At 59.3% G+C, this 17,630-nt stretch carries 13 protein-coding genes and 5 pseudogenes; 10 read left to right on the top strand and 8 right to left on the bottom strand.

The window, feature by feature from the left end; translation table 11 throughout:
• The first annotated feature begins 387 nt into the window (after positions 1 to 387).
• Positions 388 to 735 carry a hypothetical protein gene (locus GV044_RS14240; protein WP_159872022.1) on the top strand — a complete coding sequence of 116 codons (348 nt, stop codon included), beginning with the start codon at positions 388 to 390 and terminating at the stop codon, positions 733 to 735.
• A gap of 1,720 nt (positions 736 to 2,455) precedes the next feature.
• On the opposite strand, the gene GV044_RS14245 is transcribed toward GV044_RS14240, so the two are convergent.
• Positions 2,456 to 2,929, bottom strand: coding sequence for a MucR family transcriptional regulator (locus GV044_RS14245; protein ID WP_236554997.1), 474 nt, complete (start codon positions 2,927 to 2,929; stop codon positions 2,456 to 2,458).
• Between the two features lie 374 nt (positions 2,930 to 3,303).
• Between GV044_RS14245 and GV044_RS14250 the strand changes: the two genes are divergently transcribed.
• The 4 genes and pseudogenes from GV044_RS14250 to GV044_RS22210 form a co-directional block, all read left to right on the top strand.
• A complete protein-coding gene (locus GV044_RS14250; protein ID WP_236554998.1) occupies positions 3,304 to 5,232 on the top strand; it encodes a pilus assembly protein TadG-related protein in 1,929 nt (642 codons plus the stop codon).
• Between the two features lie 5 nt (positions 5,233 to 5,237).
• The gene (locus GV044_RS14255) at positions 5,238 to 5,819 is read left to right on the top strand and encodes a TadE/TadG family type IV pilus assembly protein (protein ID WP_159872026.1); all 582 of its coding nucleotides are present in this window, start codon (positions 5,238 to 5,240) and stop codon (positions 5,817 to 5,819) included.
• Positions 5,816 to 6,469 (top strand): TadE/TadG family type IV pilus assembly protein, encoded by a 654-nt coding sequence (locus tag GV044_RS14260; RefSeq protein ID WP_159872028.1) that lies wholly within the window; start codon positions 5,816 to 5,818, stop codon positions 6,467 to 6,469. Before GV044_RS14255 ends, GV044_RS14260 begins: the two co-directional genes overlap by 4 nt.
• A 49-nt stretch (positions 6,470 to 6,518) precedes the next feature.
• A pseudogene (locus GV044_RS22210) lies at positions 6,519 to 6,641 on the top strand (IS110 family transposase); the annotation flags it as partial.
• Between the two features lie 514 nt (positions 6,642 to 7,155).
• Here the strand turns inward: GV044_RS22210 and GV044_RS14265 are convergent.
• The 6 genes and pseudogenes from GV044_RS14265 to GV044_RS14290 form a co-directional block, all read right to left on the bottom strand.
• A complete protein-coding gene (locus GV044_RS14265) occupies positions 7,156 to 7,434 on the bottom strand; it encodes a hypothetical protein (RefSeq protein ID WP_159872030.1) in 279 nt (92 codons plus the stop codon).
• 360 nt (positions 7,435 to 7,794) lie between these two features.
• A pseudogene (locus GV044_RS14270) lies at positions 7,795 to 8,397 on the bottom strand (IS701 family transposase); the annotation flags it as partial.
• Positions 8,398 to 8,614: 217 nt separating this feature from the next.
• Positions 8,615 to 8,818: pseudogene (gene tnpB / locus GV044_RS21865) on the bottom strand (IS66 family insertion sequence element accessory protein TnpB); the annotation flags it as partial.
• Between the two features lie 13 nt (positions 8,819 to 8,831).
• Positions 8,832 to 8,972, bottom strand: a pseudogene (tnpB, locus tag GV044_RS22780) (IS66 family insertion sequence element accessory protein TnpB); the annotation flags it as partial.
• A gap of 93 nt (positions 8,973 to 9,065) precedes the next feature.
• Positions 9,066 to 9,302 carry a transposase gene (locus GV044_RS22785; protein ID WP_159872042.1) on the bottom strand — a complete coding sequence of 79 codons (237 nt, stop codon included), beginning with the start codon at positions 9,300 to 9,302 and terminating at the stop codon, positions 9,066 to 9,068.
• A 442-nt stretch (positions 9,303 to 9,744) separates the two neighbouring features.
• Positions 9,745 to 10,149, bottom strand: coding sequence for a hypothetical protein (locus tag GV044_RS14290; RefSeq protein ID WP_159872044.1), 405 nt, complete (start codon positions 10,147 to 10,149; stop codon positions 9,745 to 9,747).
• Positions 10,150 to 11,139: 990 nt separating this feature from the next.
• Here GV044_RS14290 and GV044_RS14295 point away from each other — a divergent pair.
• Positions 11,140 to 12,083: pseudogene (locus tag GV044_RS14295) on the top strand (IS110 family transposase); the annotation flags it as partial.
• A 565-nt stretch (positions 12,084 to 12,648) separates the two neighbouring features.
• On the opposite strand, the gene GV044_RS14300 reads toward GV044_RS14295, so the two are convergent.
• Positions 12,649 to 12,879: a helix-turn-helix domain-containing protein gene (locus tag GV044_RS14300; RefSeq protein WP_159872046.1), complete on the bottom strand. Its 231-nt coding sequence runs from the start codon at positions 12,877 to 12,879 to the stop codon at positions 12,649 to 12,651.
• A gap of 121 nt (positions 12,880 to 13,000) precedes the next feature.
• Between GV044_RS14300 and GV044_RS22790 the strand changes: the two genes are divergently transcribed.
• From GV044_RS22790 to GV044_RS14320, 4 genes are all read left to right on the top strand, one after another.
• Complete coding sequence (locus GV044_RS22790; protein ID WP_371741628.1) at positions 13,001 to 13,354, top strand: RNA polymerase sigma factor; 354 nt, start codon at positions 13,001 to 13,003, stop codon at positions 13,352 to 13,354.
• A 12-nt stretch (positions 13,355 to 13,366) separates the two neighbouring features.
• The gene (locus GV044_RS14310) at positions 13,367 to 13,519 is read left to right on the top strand and encodes a sigma factor-like helix-turn-helix DNA-binding protein (RefSeq protein WP_159872050.1); all 153 of its coding nucleotides are present in this window, start codon (positions 13,367 to 13,369) and stop codon (positions 13,517 to 13,519) included.
• A gap of 3 nt (positions 13,520 to 13,522) precedes the next feature.
• Positions 13,523 to 14,488 (top strand): FecR domain-containing protein, encoded by a 966-nt coding sequence (locus GV044_RS14315; protein WP_159872052.1) that lies wholly within the window; start codon positions 13,523 to 13,525, stop codon positions 14,486 to 14,488.
• Positions 14,489 to 14,710: 222 nt separating this feature from the next.
• Positions 14,711 to 17,629 (top strand): TonB-dependent receptor, encoded by a 2,919-nt coding sequence (locus GV044_RS14320; RefSeq protein ID WP_159872054.1) that lies wholly within the window; start codon positions 14,711 to 14,713, stop codon positions 17,627 to 17,629.
• Position 17,630 lies beyond the last annotated feature (1 nt).

Raw genomic sequence — 17,630 nt, forward strand, 5'->3', positions numbered from 1 at the left:
TCGAAACCGATCGCGACGCCGATGCAGCCTTCCGACGCGCGTTGGCTGAAGAAGGCTTCGAGGCATTCCTCCACCGAGCCTAACGCAAGGCACGCTCGTCCGCGCTACATTTCGACCGCGGCCGCTATCGGATGCGTACGTCCAACGATGATATTTGGATCTGCTTCGGCGCTGCAGAGGCGGCGGCTCCAGGTTTCCGTTTAAAAATGGGGCTGAGGCATGATCGCAGCCTGAGCCGGTGTCTGAGTCCAGCTGTAAGGACTCGATTTTCTCGGGGGCATGTGCCAAAACCGTCAGAAGCGGATGCACGACGTTCGCCTGCTTGGTGGAGGCACACTAATGCACTCGGTTCGAACATATCGCCCCATCTCTCAAGTTGAGGCAGAGATGCAGACTGCTGTGAATGCTTACAGGTCAGCGGAAGAAAAGCTCCAGCAGTCGCAAGAGAACGTCGACCAAGCCGTGCGGCACTTAGAGCAAGCGCGAGCGCAACAACAGATCGATCGTCGCGAGTACTACGTTGCACTCGAAACCCTAGATGCTTGTCAAGGCGAGATGGAAGCGAGTTTTGCGGCACTTCAAGAGAGTAGCCCCAGTGCATCCATGTGGCAGCGAGATGAAAAAGTGGCAGAGCGCATGGCGGTTCTTGGTTTGCGGCCACCTGCCAAGTCATCGCACGAAGACCGCGACTACGTTGTGACCGGTAGCGACACAATAGATTTCAAATCTGCTTAGTCATGGTGCGTGAATCGAACATCAGCGGGGAATGCTCGTTACCTGAACTTAAGTAGCATGTGCCGCCGGGCACGCGTCGTGAAAAGCCGAACATCGCCGCGCGTCCTCGTATGCTCGAGTTTCTGCGTTTGGCACCAGCGGCTCATCGATCAAGAACATTAGAATGACGCGGCGACATCACCGCATCGTCACCTAGGCATCCGGCATGCCTTCGTCGGCCCATGTCTTTTGGCTTCTGTCTTCCGGTGTAATTTGACGTTGATGTAGACTTCTCCGTGGCAAGATGCGCACCGTTGGTGCAGGCCCGACCCCGCCGATCTCACACGCTTCCCGGAGGCTATTGCTCCAGGGCGCCGGCCCCCGTGCATGTGATAGCGTGGGTGCCTAGGGAAGCGAGTTGCGGCCGGTACACAGGTTATGAGATGGAGAGACCTAGTACCTAACGTGAGCCAGTTCGACGAGCACAAACAACTTTCCCACAGAGTACCTATTAGGTTAGCTCAGGGTCATCAGGAGTCGCCGATGATGACCTTAGTTCCCGCCTACATCGTTGCCCTAGCCGCCCTCGTCACCAGCATCTCCGCACTCGTCTGGTCTCTTCGGCACAACCCGTGAGGCAGACTAGGTTTGGCGTTTTGCTACCGCGCGCCCGCTCCGCGTATCTGATCGGGGTGCCTCGGGCCGACGGTTTGCTTAACTATGCAGCGGAAATCGGTGTGAGCACACGAAGCGGCCTTGGCAAGCGCGATCAGTGCACCAAGATAGCATCCGGAGCAGTCGTCTTGACCGCTTCGATGAATGCTAATGATCTCGGCGGCAAAGACGAGACGTAGAGGGTCATTATGGATCAATTCCCACGTCTGGTGGGCCGCAAGGCTCTACCGCACCGCGAAGCAACGGAGCCGATTGAGAAACTTCAACTCGGACAAAGCTTCCAGGAGCATGCGGTATTTTCTGGGGAAGGCAGGCGGCGGTCACAACCCTCTCACGCTCTTGGCACGTTGAAGCCCAAGAAGATGCCTTTCGTTAGGCAGGTTGGCGTCATTGTTGGCGCCACAGGTATGCTTTGGGCGGGTATTGTATCTGTGCTGGTTGCCCTTCTGCATTGTGGTTGAAGGCTGACATCTGCGGGCTCGTCCATGGAGCTTGCAGGAGACGCAGCTTCGAGCATGTCGCTGTCAGCTAAAAGCTGGACAGCGTTTTCGTGCGACGCAGTAGAGTTGGCTGGCTTCCATCTGCTTTGCTGCCGCCACCCCGAGCCGAGCAGCATGGAAATCACCCCGCCAACGAGGCAAGCTCGCACCTTGAAGCTCTCCTGCGGCAAACGAAGGCAGTAGGCTGCTGATACGGCGCCTCCGCCGATCAGGATCGTCCACAGCGCCGTATTGATCCTCTTCCCCATCCGCCGGACGATATCTTCTAATCGCAGCTATTTGGTTAAAGCGATTTGGCTTCACGACGCTGACGCCTGAGGGTTTTGGACGGGGGTCCTTTAAGGGCGGGAGGTCAGTCAAATATGACTGAAACACTGATCGACGACGAGTTCTTCAAGTGGGATGAAGAAGTTGCAGTCTGGGTCGGATCGATTCTGATGACGGCTGCTGCCTTGTGGCCGTGGTAATCGAGTAAGCTGCGGCGATATTCAAAGAGCGTTAAACAATCATCCTTCGCTCTACGCTCGGATGATTGTTTACGCATTCTACCAGGTGTTCGTAGTCGACTAAGCTGCCTCTTCCAGACCTTTCGCTTTGCGAGGCGTGCGGACCTTTTTCTCTTCGGCCGGTGCTGTCGGTGTGGCGCTCTTTGGCCTGCGGCCAAGACCGGTCTGCTTGGCTATCTCGCGCCGCTTCTCCACATAGCTCGGCGCGACCATGGGGTAATCCGGCTTCAGCCCGAATGTGGCTCTGTAGGACTCGGGCGTATAGCCGTGCGTGGCGAGATGCCGCTTCAGCGAGGCGTAAGGCTTGCCATCGATCATCGAGACGATGCGCTTCGGATCGGCAAGGCTCCTGCGGATCGTGACGGCAGCCTCAGGACGAACCGGCGCTTCTTCAGCGAGGGCCTCTTGGCCGAGGCTTGAGAGCGCTGCGTATACATCGCTGATCAGCTTGGGCAGTGCTTCACCGGCGGTCTTGTTGTTCGAGAGATGCGAGGTGATAATCTCGGTAGTCAAAGAGAGTAGATCGGCGGACACTCTTGCTTCCTTCTTTTGCGACGATGACGCAGGTAGTGTTCCATAAGCGCTGACACAAGCAATTCTGCGGTGCTTCTTGACGATTCGAGAAGTCTCGACTCCGTGGTCCGTATGCATCAAAAGGGCGGTGCTGCTCGCGGCGGATCTTGCGACCTTCTCTGAGGGCCGCGACCGTCCTTCGCACGACATCAAAGCGATGCCGGTCGGCCTTTTGGTCGATGAGCGGATCGCCTTTTCCAAGCTTCAACGAAGTATTCAGACCTGGCTTGTACAGCCTGGAGCGGGGACAAACCCGCGATGCGGGCGAGCATATACAGGGGGCAAATTTGCGGGGCTTACTTGCATCGTTGAGCCGTGACAAACGTGGCAACGTCATGTTTATCACTGCCGCTAGCGCCGTGGTTTTCATCGCGCTCGGCGGGGGCGCGCTCGACATCGCCCGCATGTACCTCGTGAAGAACCGGCTACAGCAAGCATGCGATGCCGGCGTGTTGGCTTACCGCCGCTCGATGCAGGGCACCAACGTGCAAAGCACGACGTACCCAACGGCGCTTGCGTACTTCAATGCTAACTTCACGTCCGGCAAGTACGGGACATCTGGCGTCAGCTTCCCAGAACCCACCGTTGACGCGAACGTGGTGGTGCACGGTACGGCCACTGTAACCGCACCTATGACACTGATGAAGCTGTTCGGCTTCGAGGACGCGCCAATCGAGACCAAGTGCGATGCACAGCTGCAACTGCCAAACACGGACGTCATGTTCGTCCTAGATACGACCGGCTCGATGACCGACATCAACAGTGGCGACACAGAAAGCAAGATCGCCGTGCTCCGCAAGGCAGTCACCAGCTTCTACAACACGCTGGAGAGTGCCAAAGTCCCAGGAACGCAGGTGCGCTATGGTTTCGTGCCTTACTCCAACACGGTGAACGTCGGCATGCTGTTGAAGCGCGAATGGATGGTCGATACAGCGACCTACCAGTCGCGCGTCTTTGACGTCCAAAAGCAGGAAGCGACAGGGTCCACTCAGAGCCAGACCCTGACCACCTACACTGCGTGGGCGCCCAGTATCAACTCGACGACCTCAACAACGTACGGCAGCGCCGAAAACTGTGTCGCGCCTGCGAATGCGACGACCACCACCTCGTCGAACTCTGCTTGGAGCCCCGACGCTTCATCCTTGCCGAGATCACGCACCAACTATCGGACCTACGGTGGTGACACGTACTCAGCCGCGATCAATTCGAGTGGTCAGTGCGTCATCACCAAGACAAGCTATCCAACCACCTCGCAGACACGCACCGAGACCGTGGACAAGAACCCCAACGCAGGCCAAGCGAATATGGCCACGCGCAACTACTGGTGGTACAAACCGGTCGCCTATGATGTGCGTGCATTCAAGGGTAGCGCCGCGAACGGGTTGATGGCCGGTGGGACCATCGGATTTCCGGTAAACAATCCCGGAACCGACACAACCAAGGCAAGCCCGCAGAGCTTCACATTCGGCTCAAGCACAGCATGTATCGAGGAGCGTAAAACGCTGCGACCCTACGAGAGTGGCACCGCTTGGGATATGGACGTTGATAGCGCACCGGTGGCTTCGGATCCCGATACGCAGTGGCGACCTTTCATACCCAGCATTGTCTTCGCGCGATCAGTCACGAGCTACGGTGGTACCCCGTCAGGCTGGAGCACCTTACCAGCTTACTCGTACAGCGATTACATCCGCCTTTCGAGCCAGTCTTCGCTCTACAATGCCTGTCCAAGCCCAGCGCGCAAGCTGCAGACGAAAGAGGCGGGGCTGACGTCCACTGCTCTGCAGACATATCTCAACGGGCTTGTGACCAGGGGCTACACCTATCACGATATCGGCTTTCTGTGGGGCTTGCGGCTGATTTCGCGCGAAGGTCTGTTCGGATCCGAAAATGCCGCCGCCCCAAACGGCAGCTCTATTGGTCGTAACATCATCTTCATGACCGATGGAGATACCGAGACGCACTTCCAGGCCTACGACGCGTACGGGCTGTCAGCCCTTGACCGGCGGCGAACGGATGCCGGCAGCCTGCCTTCGGACAGTGCCCAGGACGGCATCGTCGAAGACCGCCTCAGCAAGTATTGCACCATAGCCAAAAGCCAGAAAGGCATTACTGTCTGGGTCATCGCCTTCGGGACGTCGCTTACCTCACTTCTTCAGGATTGCGCATCGCAGGGTCGGGCATTCCAGGCCAACAACGCTGAGCAGCTCAACGCGACCTTTGCTGAGATTGCCTCGAAGATCGCGCAGTTGCGGCTTACGAAATGAGGTCGATGCTCCAGACGGCGGCTGGCGATGAGCGCGGATCGGCTATTGTCGAATTCGCGCTTATTGCGCCGGTCTTCCTCTTACTCGTGCTTGGCGGACTGGATGTCTGCCACACGATGTACGTGCGCTCCGTGCTGACAGGCCAGCTGCAGAAGGCATCACGCGATTTGAGCCTTGAGGATGCTGGGTCGGCCGGTCGCCAGACCGCCATCAACGCTGTTGTGGACGCGGCTATACAACAGGTGGCACCGGGAGCTCAGGTGGTGATCACGCCCACATCGTACCGCGACTACGCCAATGTTGCGAGCCCGGAGGAATTCAGCGATGGTAATCACAACGGCATCTGCGACCACAAGGAAGCCTTCGTCGACGCCAACCGCAATGGAAGCTGGGATTCAGATGGCGGCGCTAGCGGCCGCGGCGGAGCCAAGGACGTCGTCCTACTAACCGCAGTGGTCACCTATGATCACCTGCCGCTCGCCGCGATGTTTGCCAACAACAGCAAGGTGCAGCTCGTCGCCAAGACGTTGCTGCGCAATCAGCCCAACGATCAGCAGGCGGAGCCCGCATCAGGAGTTTGCTCATGAGCACCCTTTGTGCACAGACATGCCGAAAGATCGCCTCCAATCAGCAAGGCGTTTCGGCGATCGAGTTCGCCATCTGTCTGCCGTTCCTTTTGCTGGTCACGCTTTGGTGCGTTGAACTAGCTAACTTCGTTTTGGTGCGTCAGCAGATCAGTCAGTTGGCGCTACAGGTTGCGGATAACGCCTCGCGCATTGGCACGCAGAACACGATTCAAACGCAGATTGATGATAGGCAGATCAATGACCTGTTTACAGGTGCCAATTTGCAGGCGGCAGCTCTGGACATACCGCATCGGGGCCGGATCATTCTGTCTAGCCTCGAGGTCCAGAACGAACCGCCCAAAGGCCAGTACATCCACTGGCAGCGCTGCTACGGCGCCCTCAGCTACCCCTCTAGCTACGGGGTCGAAGGCGATGGGAAGGACAACAGCAGCTTTAAGGGCATGGGCCCGACCGGTGGGATGGTGACGGCTTTGCCCGGCGTGCCGTCGATGTTCGTTGAAATCGCCTATACATACCAGCCGCTTATATCCGACTACATATCGCCGAGCGAGCGCATCCGCGAGATAGCGACCGTGCTGGTGCGCGACAGCCGAGATACATCTGGGTCCGGCGTAAATCCGGTGGCTAGCGTAACGCCGGCGCGCTGCTGATTGTAACGGATCAGAGGGTGACTCGATCGCGACGCCAGAAGCGAGTTCCTGCGCCCGGCATCGTCGCATGGCTTGCGCAGGCAAACCCGCAAACGTCGTCAATGTCGCGATCGCCCGGGAACTGGCCGCCTTCGTCTGGGCCATCGCCACCAGCCTTAAGCAACCAGTCTGATCAACCCACAGCAGCAAGGCAGCAGCAAAAGGAGCATCTGCGCTAAAGACACACTCTGCGCTGCTCATCAATGGAAGCGGGGGCACGGTAGGACAATCCTCGATGTGGTTCTGTGGCCGGTCAGAGCCGATGCCCGACTTGAGACAGAGGCAGGCCCGAGACGAATACGCGGTCTCGCGGTATCCAACCCGCGCATCACAGTCTGATCAACCGTCGTCCAACGCCGCCGCTTGATACCATGCGCAGCGCTACAAGCCCTCGCCGCCATTGCGGAGTGGACAAGCTCGACCTCCGGTCTTGACTACGAACATTACAATCAACATGGCAATCCCGAGAAGCAGGAGATCGGCCGCTGTACGAACATCCGCGTGGAGAACTCTCACCTGCCATTCCGACGACAAGAGCGAGCGATGTCACGCTTCACGCAGATGAAGACCTGGCAGACGTTCGCCTCTGTTCACGCCAACATTCACAACCACTTCAGCCTGGAACGCCATCTAATCGATCGAGAAACCTACAAAGAACGCCGCTCAGCTGAAACGGCTGAGTGGCAAATCCTTGCGACGGGTTTACCCGACTTCTCGGGCACGATGCGGCTTCTGCTGTGGATATTGCCGGTATTGGCTGAGACGATCCTCTTGCCCTCGAATAAGGATGTGAGGTTCGTGACTTCAAGCATTCGGCGTTGGTCGTTGAAGATGTTGTGCTTGTAGCTGTGGGTCGAAAGCATCGGCACATCACCGGCCGTCTGCTCATCTTCCTTTCCGTCATGCTCTACGTCGGGGTCGCTCACCGTGCAGCCTAGGGCCTTCGGTGGATACTGCAGCGGCGCGCCGGATAGTTCCTGCTGCGCGGCCGCCCGAAAACTTATGATTTGGTCACCACTGGTCAGCTCTTATCCAATTCGTTTTTCCAAGCGGATGTCGCTCGAGAGCGCGCTGAAATGGGCGATGAAGTGAACGAATACAAAGTCTATTCAATCCTGCAGCTATCGGTTGGGTACGCCTTCTAGCACTACTATGGCAGTTTCACTGTTGAGGCGACGCTAACAAGCTCGTTGCAGCGGGCAGTACACACGCGGCGGTCTCGCGAAGAGCTCAAGGATTGCCTGCCGGATCGCTGGCATGCTGGGCTGTGGCGGTGGTCCCCCGACTCTTTTTTTCCGTCCCGCTGCCTTCAGGCGGCGAGATTGGAGGAAGAGGTAGGCGATCATCGAAATCAGCGCGTGTCGGTGTAGTCCTGTCCATGATCGGCCCTCAAAGTGATTCAGGCCGAGCTCCTCTTTCAATTGCTGGTGCGCCTGCTCGCAGATCCACCGGGCCTTGATTGCACCGGCGAGTGCCTTGATCGGTGTGTCGGCCGGCAAGTTCGACAGATAGTATTTGCGCTCTCCAGTTGAGCGATGCTCGCCCACAAGCCAGACCTCTTCACCGGGTAGATGCTGGTTTCCCATGTCGCGGATGCGCTGGGTGGGTCCGTCAGCGACGCGGACGCGCAGGGCCGCAAAGCGTGCGGTCAGCCGCCCCTTTGTACCCCGCCGCCAACTGACCGCCTTCCATGATCGCTCCGCAAGCATCTTCTCTGCACCAAGTGACTTGCTGTCGACGTCGAACACCTGCTCGATACGTTCCAGATGTGCCGGCAGGGAGCCGCGGTTGGTTTTGCGTGGCCGAGCGCTGCCAAGCTTGCCAGCATCGGCCTGGATGGTGGCCTCAGCCTGTGCCAGTGCAGCTTCGACTTCCTCAAGGCTAAGCTCGAGCTGGTCGGGATCGAGCTGCTCCGATCAGCGGCCGAAACGATGGCGCTGCAGAGCATCGATGATGGCTTTCAATCGCTCCACCTCGGCCTGCGCCGACTGGAGCGCATCGGTCCGACGGGACTGGTCGAGGACGAGGGCGCGGAGCGCATTTACCTCACCGAGTAGGTCCGCTTCGGTGAGCATGAGCCAATTGGATCAATAGCGAGAGAGCCCGTCAACCGCCGATCTGCGGCGCTATCGGATGCCGGCCGCCATGTACGCGGCGCCAGTCCAAACCCTCGAGCAAGGCGCCGAGCTGGGCCGCGGTGATGCGCATCACGCCGTCCTGAATGCCTGGCCAGCGGAAGCCTCCTTGCTCCAGCTTCTTGGCCATCAGGCACAGACCGGTGCCGTCCCACCACACCAGCTTTATCCGATCGGCACGTTTGGCCTGCGAAGACGTAGATCACGCCCGAGAATGGATCACCGCCATACTCGGCGCCAACCAGCGCTGCCAAGGCGTCGGGCCCCTTGCGAAAGTCTACGGGGCGGGTCGCGACCATCACCCGCGCACCAGCGCCAGGGCCGATCATCGAGATACCCGTAGCGCCTGCACCACCGCTACAACTAGCTCGACACCCGCCGCACGAGAGACACGTATTACAGCCCCTCGACCTCGACCTCAATCACGGCGTCGGATCCTGATCCGCAGCTAGAGTGCTCTCGGCAACAACAGGAACGAACATAGGCTCCGCGGAGCGCGCCGCTTCAACAGCGTAGCGCAGCTCCCGCCGCCACGTGTAAAGCTGAGACGTCCGGATGTCGTGCCGCCTCGCAAGCGCAGCCATGTTATCGCAGCGCTCTGACGCTGTCACGATCGCTAGCTTTTGCTCCAGCGTCCAGGAACGACGCCGGCCCGCCATCCCACTTAGAAGCCCGGCGAGCTGGCTCCGGACTAAATTCAGTGTGGGTGTCCAGTCCGGTCGTTAGCGCGAGATCTTCCATCCGCGCTATCCTGTGCCCGACTGGTCAGCCCGCACAAGGTGGAGGCGAAACACCGCTTACAAATTTTCGCGCGACCACAGTCGGTGCAAAGTCCGCCTGCGTCGCGATCAGTCGCGCCCGGCAACATGCTGCGATTTACTTGGACAGCAAGGAGAAGTTGGCGAATGCCATCGAGCCCAAGACTGGCGAGCGGCAGGCCGCCATCTCTTCGTCAAATGAGGTCAGCTTCGATAGCGGCAAGTCAGCCCCGAGCCGAGGCATCGGGCGTGGATGACCTGCACCAAGATCGGCAGTTTGGGTCCCGCTAGCCCGCGATAACAACCACATGGCTGTATCTTGGGCAACCTGTTGGCGGACATCTCAGTTGCGAGCCGCCAGCGATCTAAGATCCGAGAGAATGGACTGGACGCAGTCCTCGTCACACTCATGGCGCGTTATGATCTCTACCTTGCTCACAAGAGCGGAAAGGTTTGGCGCGGGCACTCGGAGCAGTGCTTGCACGGCCTCATGGACGGCTGCCCCGCATCTGCGGTCAGCCTCATAAGCTTTGTCCAACCGTTTCTTGGCACGGCGTTCTGCCAGCAGATCCCGATTGGCTTCATGTGCGTCCTTCTTCGTCAGCGCGAAGTACGCCCGCTCGGCCTGGCTCAGGGCAGCGCACACAGGCTCAAAGCGCGCGTCTGCATCGATGAAGTTTGTCAGCGCCTTTGTCCACGCGTCGCCGCTTGTTTGAGAATGCGCAGATGTATGCCCTTGCACGGTCATAATCGCCTCCGGACGGCATCCAGTGGTTGGCCGAGACAACGAGGTTATGCGGAAAAATGACCCCGAACTCCCGCACGCTAAGCGCGGGAGCCGCCGGAGCTGGTAACATGCAAGTGACATGCGCCGCCGCCTTTAACCTCGCGGTCTGGACATGCGCGTCGGCACCCCGGAAACCAAAGTTCCGAGTGAGCTCACTTGCGGGATTACCAGTCCCAGCGCCGCCTTTTGCGCAGCGCTCGACAACCTTAGCACAGGCTACAGCCTGCGCCAAGATATGACCGATCCAGGTGGCTGCGCTCCTCAGCCGGCGAGTTAAATTGCTCAAGAGCTGCAATCTAGCGGCAGCTGAATGTTACAAGGACTCTGGCGATGGCATGGCCGAGAAGCCTTCATTCAAGACATAATCAAATTAGAAGGGATAAATGGGGGTAACATCAAATTTGCTAAACCTTGTCGTCAAACTTGACCCTGATCAGCCGCGGTGCATAGCGTCTCGCAACGGAGTAACATGACGTGGCGGGTTCGGCTTTCCGGCCCCTAACGGTTTTTTCTGCTACCTGAGCCTTGCTGGGTGTGGCGTAAACACTCATATGCGGCGCTGGAGTACTCGCGAACTTTGACCGGGATTGTCGCGAATACCATCGAAAAGTACCCGCTGCTTCGCTCAGAATGAGCATATAGCCATCTGAGTCATAGGGCGGGGTCCAAGACCTTGGAAAGCAGTTTTCGCCAAGAAAAAATTAAATACCTAGCGGATTAGATCGATGGTTGTTGCGGTGCCATAAGCTCCGGCGACAACTTATAGGTGCGGCGAAGCTCTTTGTCGATGCGGGCGGCTCGGATCTGATCAGTGCGGCGATTGAAGCGGTACTCGACACGGATGCTTCGCTCACATCTGAATGAATGGGGTGGGTGGCTCCCGCTCACGGCATTGAGGTGCCGTGGTGTGATGGCTTTCAGACCTTCACGAGCAAATGGCAGCCACCTGTTATGGAGATTAGCACAATCCGCCTTGATCTGGCGAAGAACGTTATTCAGGTTCACGGCATTGATCGGGAGGGCAACGTTGTTGTCCGCGGGGCGCTGCGGCGAGCGCAGGCCCTGCCAATTTTCGCTAAGCTAACGCCCTGTCTTGTCGGCATGGAGGCGTGCGGCACAGCGCATTATTGGTCGCGCGAGTTGATCAAGCTGGGGCACGACGTGCAATAGATGCCGGTCGCCTATGTCAGCCCCTATGTGAAGCGCGGCAAAAACTGTCGCAGCTGATGCGGAAGCGATCTGCGAGGAGGTGACGCGTCCGACGATGCGGTTTGTGCCGGTAAAGTCGCCGGAGCAGCAAGTGGCCTTGTCTATGCATGGGGTCCGCACCTGCTGGTCAAGCAACGGGTGCAACTCGTCAACATGATGCGCGCGATACCGGCCGAGTTTGGCATCAACAACCCCAGGGCATTCGTCTGGCGTTGGAGATGGCGCTCAAGATTGTCGACGGCGACGCACCAACTGCGCCCAGTGAAGCAGCGAAGATCATTGGGCACTTGTCGCAGCAAGCGCTCGGCACTCAGGCGCAGTGCCAAGAGATCGATCTCGATCTGCTCGCCTGGCAGCGGACGAACGATACGGCTCGGCGTCTCGTGTCGATCCCTGGCATCGGTTCCATCGGGGCAACGGCGCTTGCCGCGTCTGTCACTGACGCGAGCCAACTTCGCTCAGGGCGAGAGTTCGCCGCCTGGTTGGGTCTGACGCCGCGGCAGCATTCGAGCGACGGCAACGAGAGGCTCGGGCGTATCACCAAGATGAGGGACAAATATCTTCGAACACTGCTCGTTGTCGGCATGACGTCACTCATCAAACGGGTGAAGCGCAAGCCGGAGACAGCCGACCCGCGGCTCGTGGCCTTGCTCGCGCGCAAGCCAACTCGGGTAGCCACCGTCGCCCGCTTGACCATCACGGAGACTCTAATGGTCGATAAGCCAATACATTTGCAGCGAGGGCCGCGCTCGGAAGCTTTGAAGCATGGTTGGATGAATGAGGCGCACAGCCTCCGACAGCCGGGCATTTCGATCTCTATCGGCTGAGTAGAGGTCGCAAGTGTATCGACGTTCCATTAGGGATAGTTTGATCCTGGAGCTGATCTGCGGGGCTTGCGCTTAGCAAACGCGCTCTTTCATTAAAGCGGCGGTTGGGATTACGGCGCAAGAAAGGAACTGTGCACTTCGCTCCCTGAGGATGGCAGCTGCGTAGGGCTCTTGTAGCCAAACGAGCTTGTCCAGGATCACCACGTTCGCGGGCTGTCGAGTGGGTGCGAGTGGGGACCCAATCCATGTCTCGGACATCTGCCGGTTCATGGATTGGTCTCTGCTTAACGGCGTCGTGAGGCGATCAAAGCGTTGGCTGGCGATGATCTGCATGTCCAAGAGACCAATCGCCGCGGATCAGCTGCGGTTCGCACATCCAGTGACAGCAAGTGATTGGCTCAGTGGAAGTAAGGGTGAACGGCGCTCACGTGCTCTGTCTCGTCGAGCTGGGACGGACTAAAAGATCCGACGCTTCAACTTCTAAGACTTCCGCGAGACGGTCTACTACATCGATGCTCGCGGAGTATAGGCAACGCTCCAGCGCGCTGATGTATGTGCGGTCGATCTTGGCTTGATGGGCTAGCTCCTCTTGCGACAAGCCTCGCATCCGTCGGTGCATCTTCAGGTTCGATGCAAAAACAGTGCGGATTTCCATCCAAGTACAAGGACACCCTTGAAGAGCATACCACCACGGAGTATACTCTTCATGTTCCGCGGACCGAAAGTCGCTCCGTCGATTTTCAGCAGACGAGCCTTCCTGATGGCATGCACTTTCTATGTCTCGTGAGAGTAGTGCGCCTGATGGCGCGTCATCCGCGTCGGCGCTCAGGTCGTGGCACGATCGAGATGCTAGATGGCTTTGCGAGATCCTGCAGCGCCGTTTGCGAGTTGATCGCGCTCAGGCGGACGATATCGCGCAGGAAACTTGGGTCAGGGTTCTTAGGGCGACGCAGGCCGGCGTCGAGCACCCTCGTGCGTTTCTTCTGAAGATCGCGATCAACCTTTTCCGCGATGCACGGCGGCGAGACAATCTGCAAGGGCGCAAGCTCAAGTTGTGGTCGAGCCCGGAAAGACCTGCCTTCCGGCCCACGAACCTCGAGGAACAAGAGGTTGATACACTCCTAGAGTAGATCATCTCGAGCATGCCTGAGCCCCTACGCGACGTCTTCGTCCTCAGCCGGTTCCAGCGTATGACCAACCGTGATATCGCCTTGCATTTGGGGGTCTCGATCAAGACCGTCGAAGCGCGCATGAGCAAGGCATTGGAGCATTGCCTCACCAAGCTCCGGGACTAGGCTATGGATGACGAGGACCAGGCCAATAAGGACCATCAGGCGGAAGCCACCGAGTGGTTCGCGCGCCTGAAGACCACGCCTCTTGCCAAAACGACGCTGGAAGGCTTCTTCGAGTGGCAGCGCGACCCCGCTCATGCTGAAGCTTTTGCACAAGTCGAGCGGCTATGGGGCAGGGCAGGAGACCTGCGTTCGCGGACCACCATGCAGCGGTTCACTCAAGAGGCGCTTGCGCGTCCTCAAAGTATGCACTCGCGTCGTCCGTCGTTACGAATGGCCACTCTCGTATGTAGTTTATCGTTGGCCGTGGCAGTCGGAGGTGCGCTCCTGGTTCTACGTTCGCGGTCTGCCGATTACATGACCGGCATCGGCGAGCAGCGAGCCGTTGCGCTGACCGATGGTTCGCACGTGCGTCTCGCGACAGACACTCGGCTCGATGTGAAGATGAAGGACGCCGCGCGCCACGTCGACTTGGAGGGCGGCGAAGCACTCTTCGAAGTCGCGCATGATACTATGCGGCCCTTTGTCGTCGATACTGGTGACATTCAAGTGGTCGCCACCGGCACCCGCTTTGATGTCCGGCACGTCGGCTCGCGAATCACCGTCACACTGCTTTCTGGAGGGGTCGATATCCGCAAGGGTGAAACACTGGTTGCGCAGCTCCGCCCTGGCCAGTCCTGGCAATCGGATCGCCCCGCCGCGCAAGCCGTGACTGAGGCAAATGCGGGCGCAGTGCTCGCTTGGACACAAGGACGGCTAGTATTCGACAAGATCGCGCTCAAGGAGGCAGTCAACGAGGTCAACCGCTACTCGGAACGCAAGATCGTCCTTGTGGCTCCGAAAGACGAGGGCGAACTGATCAGCGGTTCGTTCAAGGCAGGTGATACTGCGGCCTTCGCAGATGCGGCCGCCGCGATGCTAGACCTTACGGCGCAGCGCCAAGCGGACGGGTCGATTACGCTGGTACCGTAACTTGTGAAGCGTTTCGCGAAATTTTCGTCACTAATCGGTCACTGTAGATAGGGTTACCCCTGCTCTGAAACGTCTCTTTCACAGCGCCTTCATCCGAGAAGCGCCTGCCGTCTCTGCAGCCAGAGGCGATGAAGGGGGGACACCGAAGTGAAATGCCATGTTCGTGGTGATTATCTGTTGAGGCGGATGTTCGGAGCTACGCTTTCAGCAGCCGCCTTGACGATGCCTGCCGTAGTCCAGGCGGCGGAGGCGCAGTATGGTTTCGATATCGCTGCAGGGCCGCTGTCCACCGCGCTGGTGCGCTATGCCGAGCAAGCTCAAGTCCAACTGCTGTACGCGCCGCAACTCGCAGACGGGCGCCGCTCACGAGCGCTTCGCGGCCGCTTCAGTGCGCGCGAAGGGCTCGAACGGCTACTGGCTGGTACCGGCATCACCATCCAGCAGGTCTCACCGCAAGTCTTCGTCCTGACTGCAGCCAAGCCGCTTCGTCCCACTCCCTCGATGTCGAGTGTTGCTGTTCCCGCCCCTTCTGAAGAAAACGAGGGAGGCGAGATCGTCGTCACCGGCACGCACATCCACGGAGCAGCGCCGGCTTCGCCGACCCAGATCGTCACTCGCGCGCAGATTGAGCGCAACGGCTACTCGTCGGTCGCGCAAGCCTTGCAAGCTTTGCCCGGCAACTTCAACGGCATGGCCAACGAACAAAGCGCGCTTTCGTTCGCTGATCGCTCCGGCAACAATCTCACGCTTGCCTCCGGGGTCAACTTACGAGGGCTCGGGCCGAATGCCACGCTGGTGCTCGTCAACGGCCGCCGCATCGCCGGGTCGGGACTCGTTGGCGACTTCGCAGACATTTCGAGCATTCCCTTGAGCGCGCTCGAGCGAGTCGAGGTGGTCACAGACGGCGCATCCGCGCTCTATGGCTCGGATGCTGTCGCAGGGGTCGTCAACATCCTCCTTAAGCACGATTTCGACGGCTTCGAAACTCGCGCGCGCGGCGGCATGGTCACACAAGGGCACGCCCGCGAGTGGCAGCTCTCGCAGACAGCGGGCGCACGCTGGGGCGGCGGGTCGCTGCTGATCGCCTACGAATTTCAGAAGCGAGTGGGTCTTCGCAGTGCCGACCGCAAGTACGCACGTTCTGCAGACCTACGCGCCTTTGGCGGCACCGATCATCGCTACCCCTACAGCGTGCCTGGCAATGTCTTTGGCTTTGATGAGAGCGGAGCACTAGGCCCAGTCTACGCAATCCCATCAAGGCCGGCCGGCACGGTGCTGAATGCGAACGACTTTCTCGCGGGGCAAGCTAACCTCGAGAACTTCAGAATTGGGTCCGATCTGACACCCGATCAACGGCGGCACAGTGTCTATGCAAGGGCGATGCAGACAATCGCGGACGGCATTGAACTCTCGATCGAAGGTCGCTTCGCCGATCGCCGGTATGACAGCCGCACCTCCGGCTACGCGACGATCCTGTTCATCACCGATGCCAACCCCTGGTTCGTGTCGCCCACGGGAGCGTCGAGCGATCTTATCGGCTATGCTTTCACGCGTGAGCTTGGCGCTACGCGCACGGCTGGCTCTGCCAAAACGCTGGGGCTGACAGGATCGCTGGATGCGCAGCTCGGGTCGGGCTGGCGGCTGTCCAGTTACGCAGGGTTCGCGCGTCAGCGCGACATGAGCCGCACCGACCGCATCGCCAACGAGTACGTCCTTGCTGAAGCGTTAGGAGCCATCCCGGACGATCCATTGACAGCCTATGCGCCGGCAAGGGACGGATATTTCAACCCTTATGGGAATGGTTCGGCGAACAGTGCCGCAGTGCTTGGGGCGATCGCGGGCTACACCGATGCCAGGACACGCTCAAGGGTCCTCACTGTGGACGCGCTGGCCGATGGACCTTTGTTCACGCTGCCAGGCGGCATGCTGAAGTTGGCTATCGGCGCTGATTACCGCCGCGAAAATTTTTTCAGCCGGTCAAGTGACTTCATCTTCACGCCGCAGCCCAATATCGGTGCGCCCTCACGTTATACGCGTGACATTTGGGCGGGCTTTGCCGAGGTGAATGTTCCGCTGGTCGGCGCCGAAAATGCCCGAGCTGGTATCGAGCAACTCGAGTTAACAGGTGCGGCGCGGATCGAACGCTATGATGACTTTGGGCATACGACCAACCCCAAGTTCTCCTTGCGCTGGGTGCCCCTCGATGGGCTTGCGCTACGGGGAACTTGGGGAACTTCATTCCGTGCGCCCAACCTTCGTGAGCTTGGTCAACGCGAGACAATCAGTCCCTCGTTGTTGCCCGACGCGGTGGGCAATTCGCTCGTCGTACTGCAACGCAGCGGTGGCAATTCCACGCTCAAGCCTGAGCGTGCGCGAAGCTGGACGCTCGACTTCGATTTGAAGCCCGCAGTCTTCACTGGCTTGCGTGCCAGTGTCACCGGCTTTCGCACGATCTTCGATCGCCGCATCGACTTGCCAGCGTTGCGCAACTTCTCGCGGGCGCTTGTTGACCCCAATCTGAGTGCCTTCGTCCGCCGGGTCGCACCAGGTACGAACGCCGCCGATCGCGCTCTTGTCGAGGCGCTCCTTGCACAAGCAGGCGGGATCGGCGGCTACCCTCTCGAGAGTGTCACCGCCATTGTCGACACGCGCTACGTCAACACAGGGAGCGTCGATGTTTCCGGCCTCGATGTTGATGTGGGCTATGCCTTCCAGCACGGGCGAGACCAGTTCGATATCGGCATAAACGCTACATATCTTGGGCGCTGGCGCGAGCGACTGACGCCGACAGCAGCGGCGATCGACCAGCGCAATCGCGCGGAAAAGCCGGTGGACTTGAGGGGCCGGGCGACGCTGGGTTGGAGCAGGGGAGCTTTCGATCTGCTCGTTGGGCTCAACTACGTGGACCGATACCGCGATCTTCTGGGCGGGCGGATCAAGGCCTGGTCGACGCTTGACACGCGCATCGGCTATGCGCCGAAGGCTGGCACTTTGGCGGGACTGACGCTCGCAGTGGTTGCGCAGAACCTGCTTGATCGGTCACCGCCGTTCTACGACTCCAGTTCCGCGGCAGGATACGACGGCGCCAACGCGGATGCGACGGGCCGGTTTGTCGCCTTCGAAGTCAGCAAGCGCTGGTGAC

It is taken from the genome of Novosphingobium sp. 9U, assembly GCF_902506425.1.
Classification (GTDB): domain Bacteria; phylum Pseudomonadota; class Alphaproteobacteria; order Sphingomonadales; family Sphingomonadaceae; genus Novosphingobium.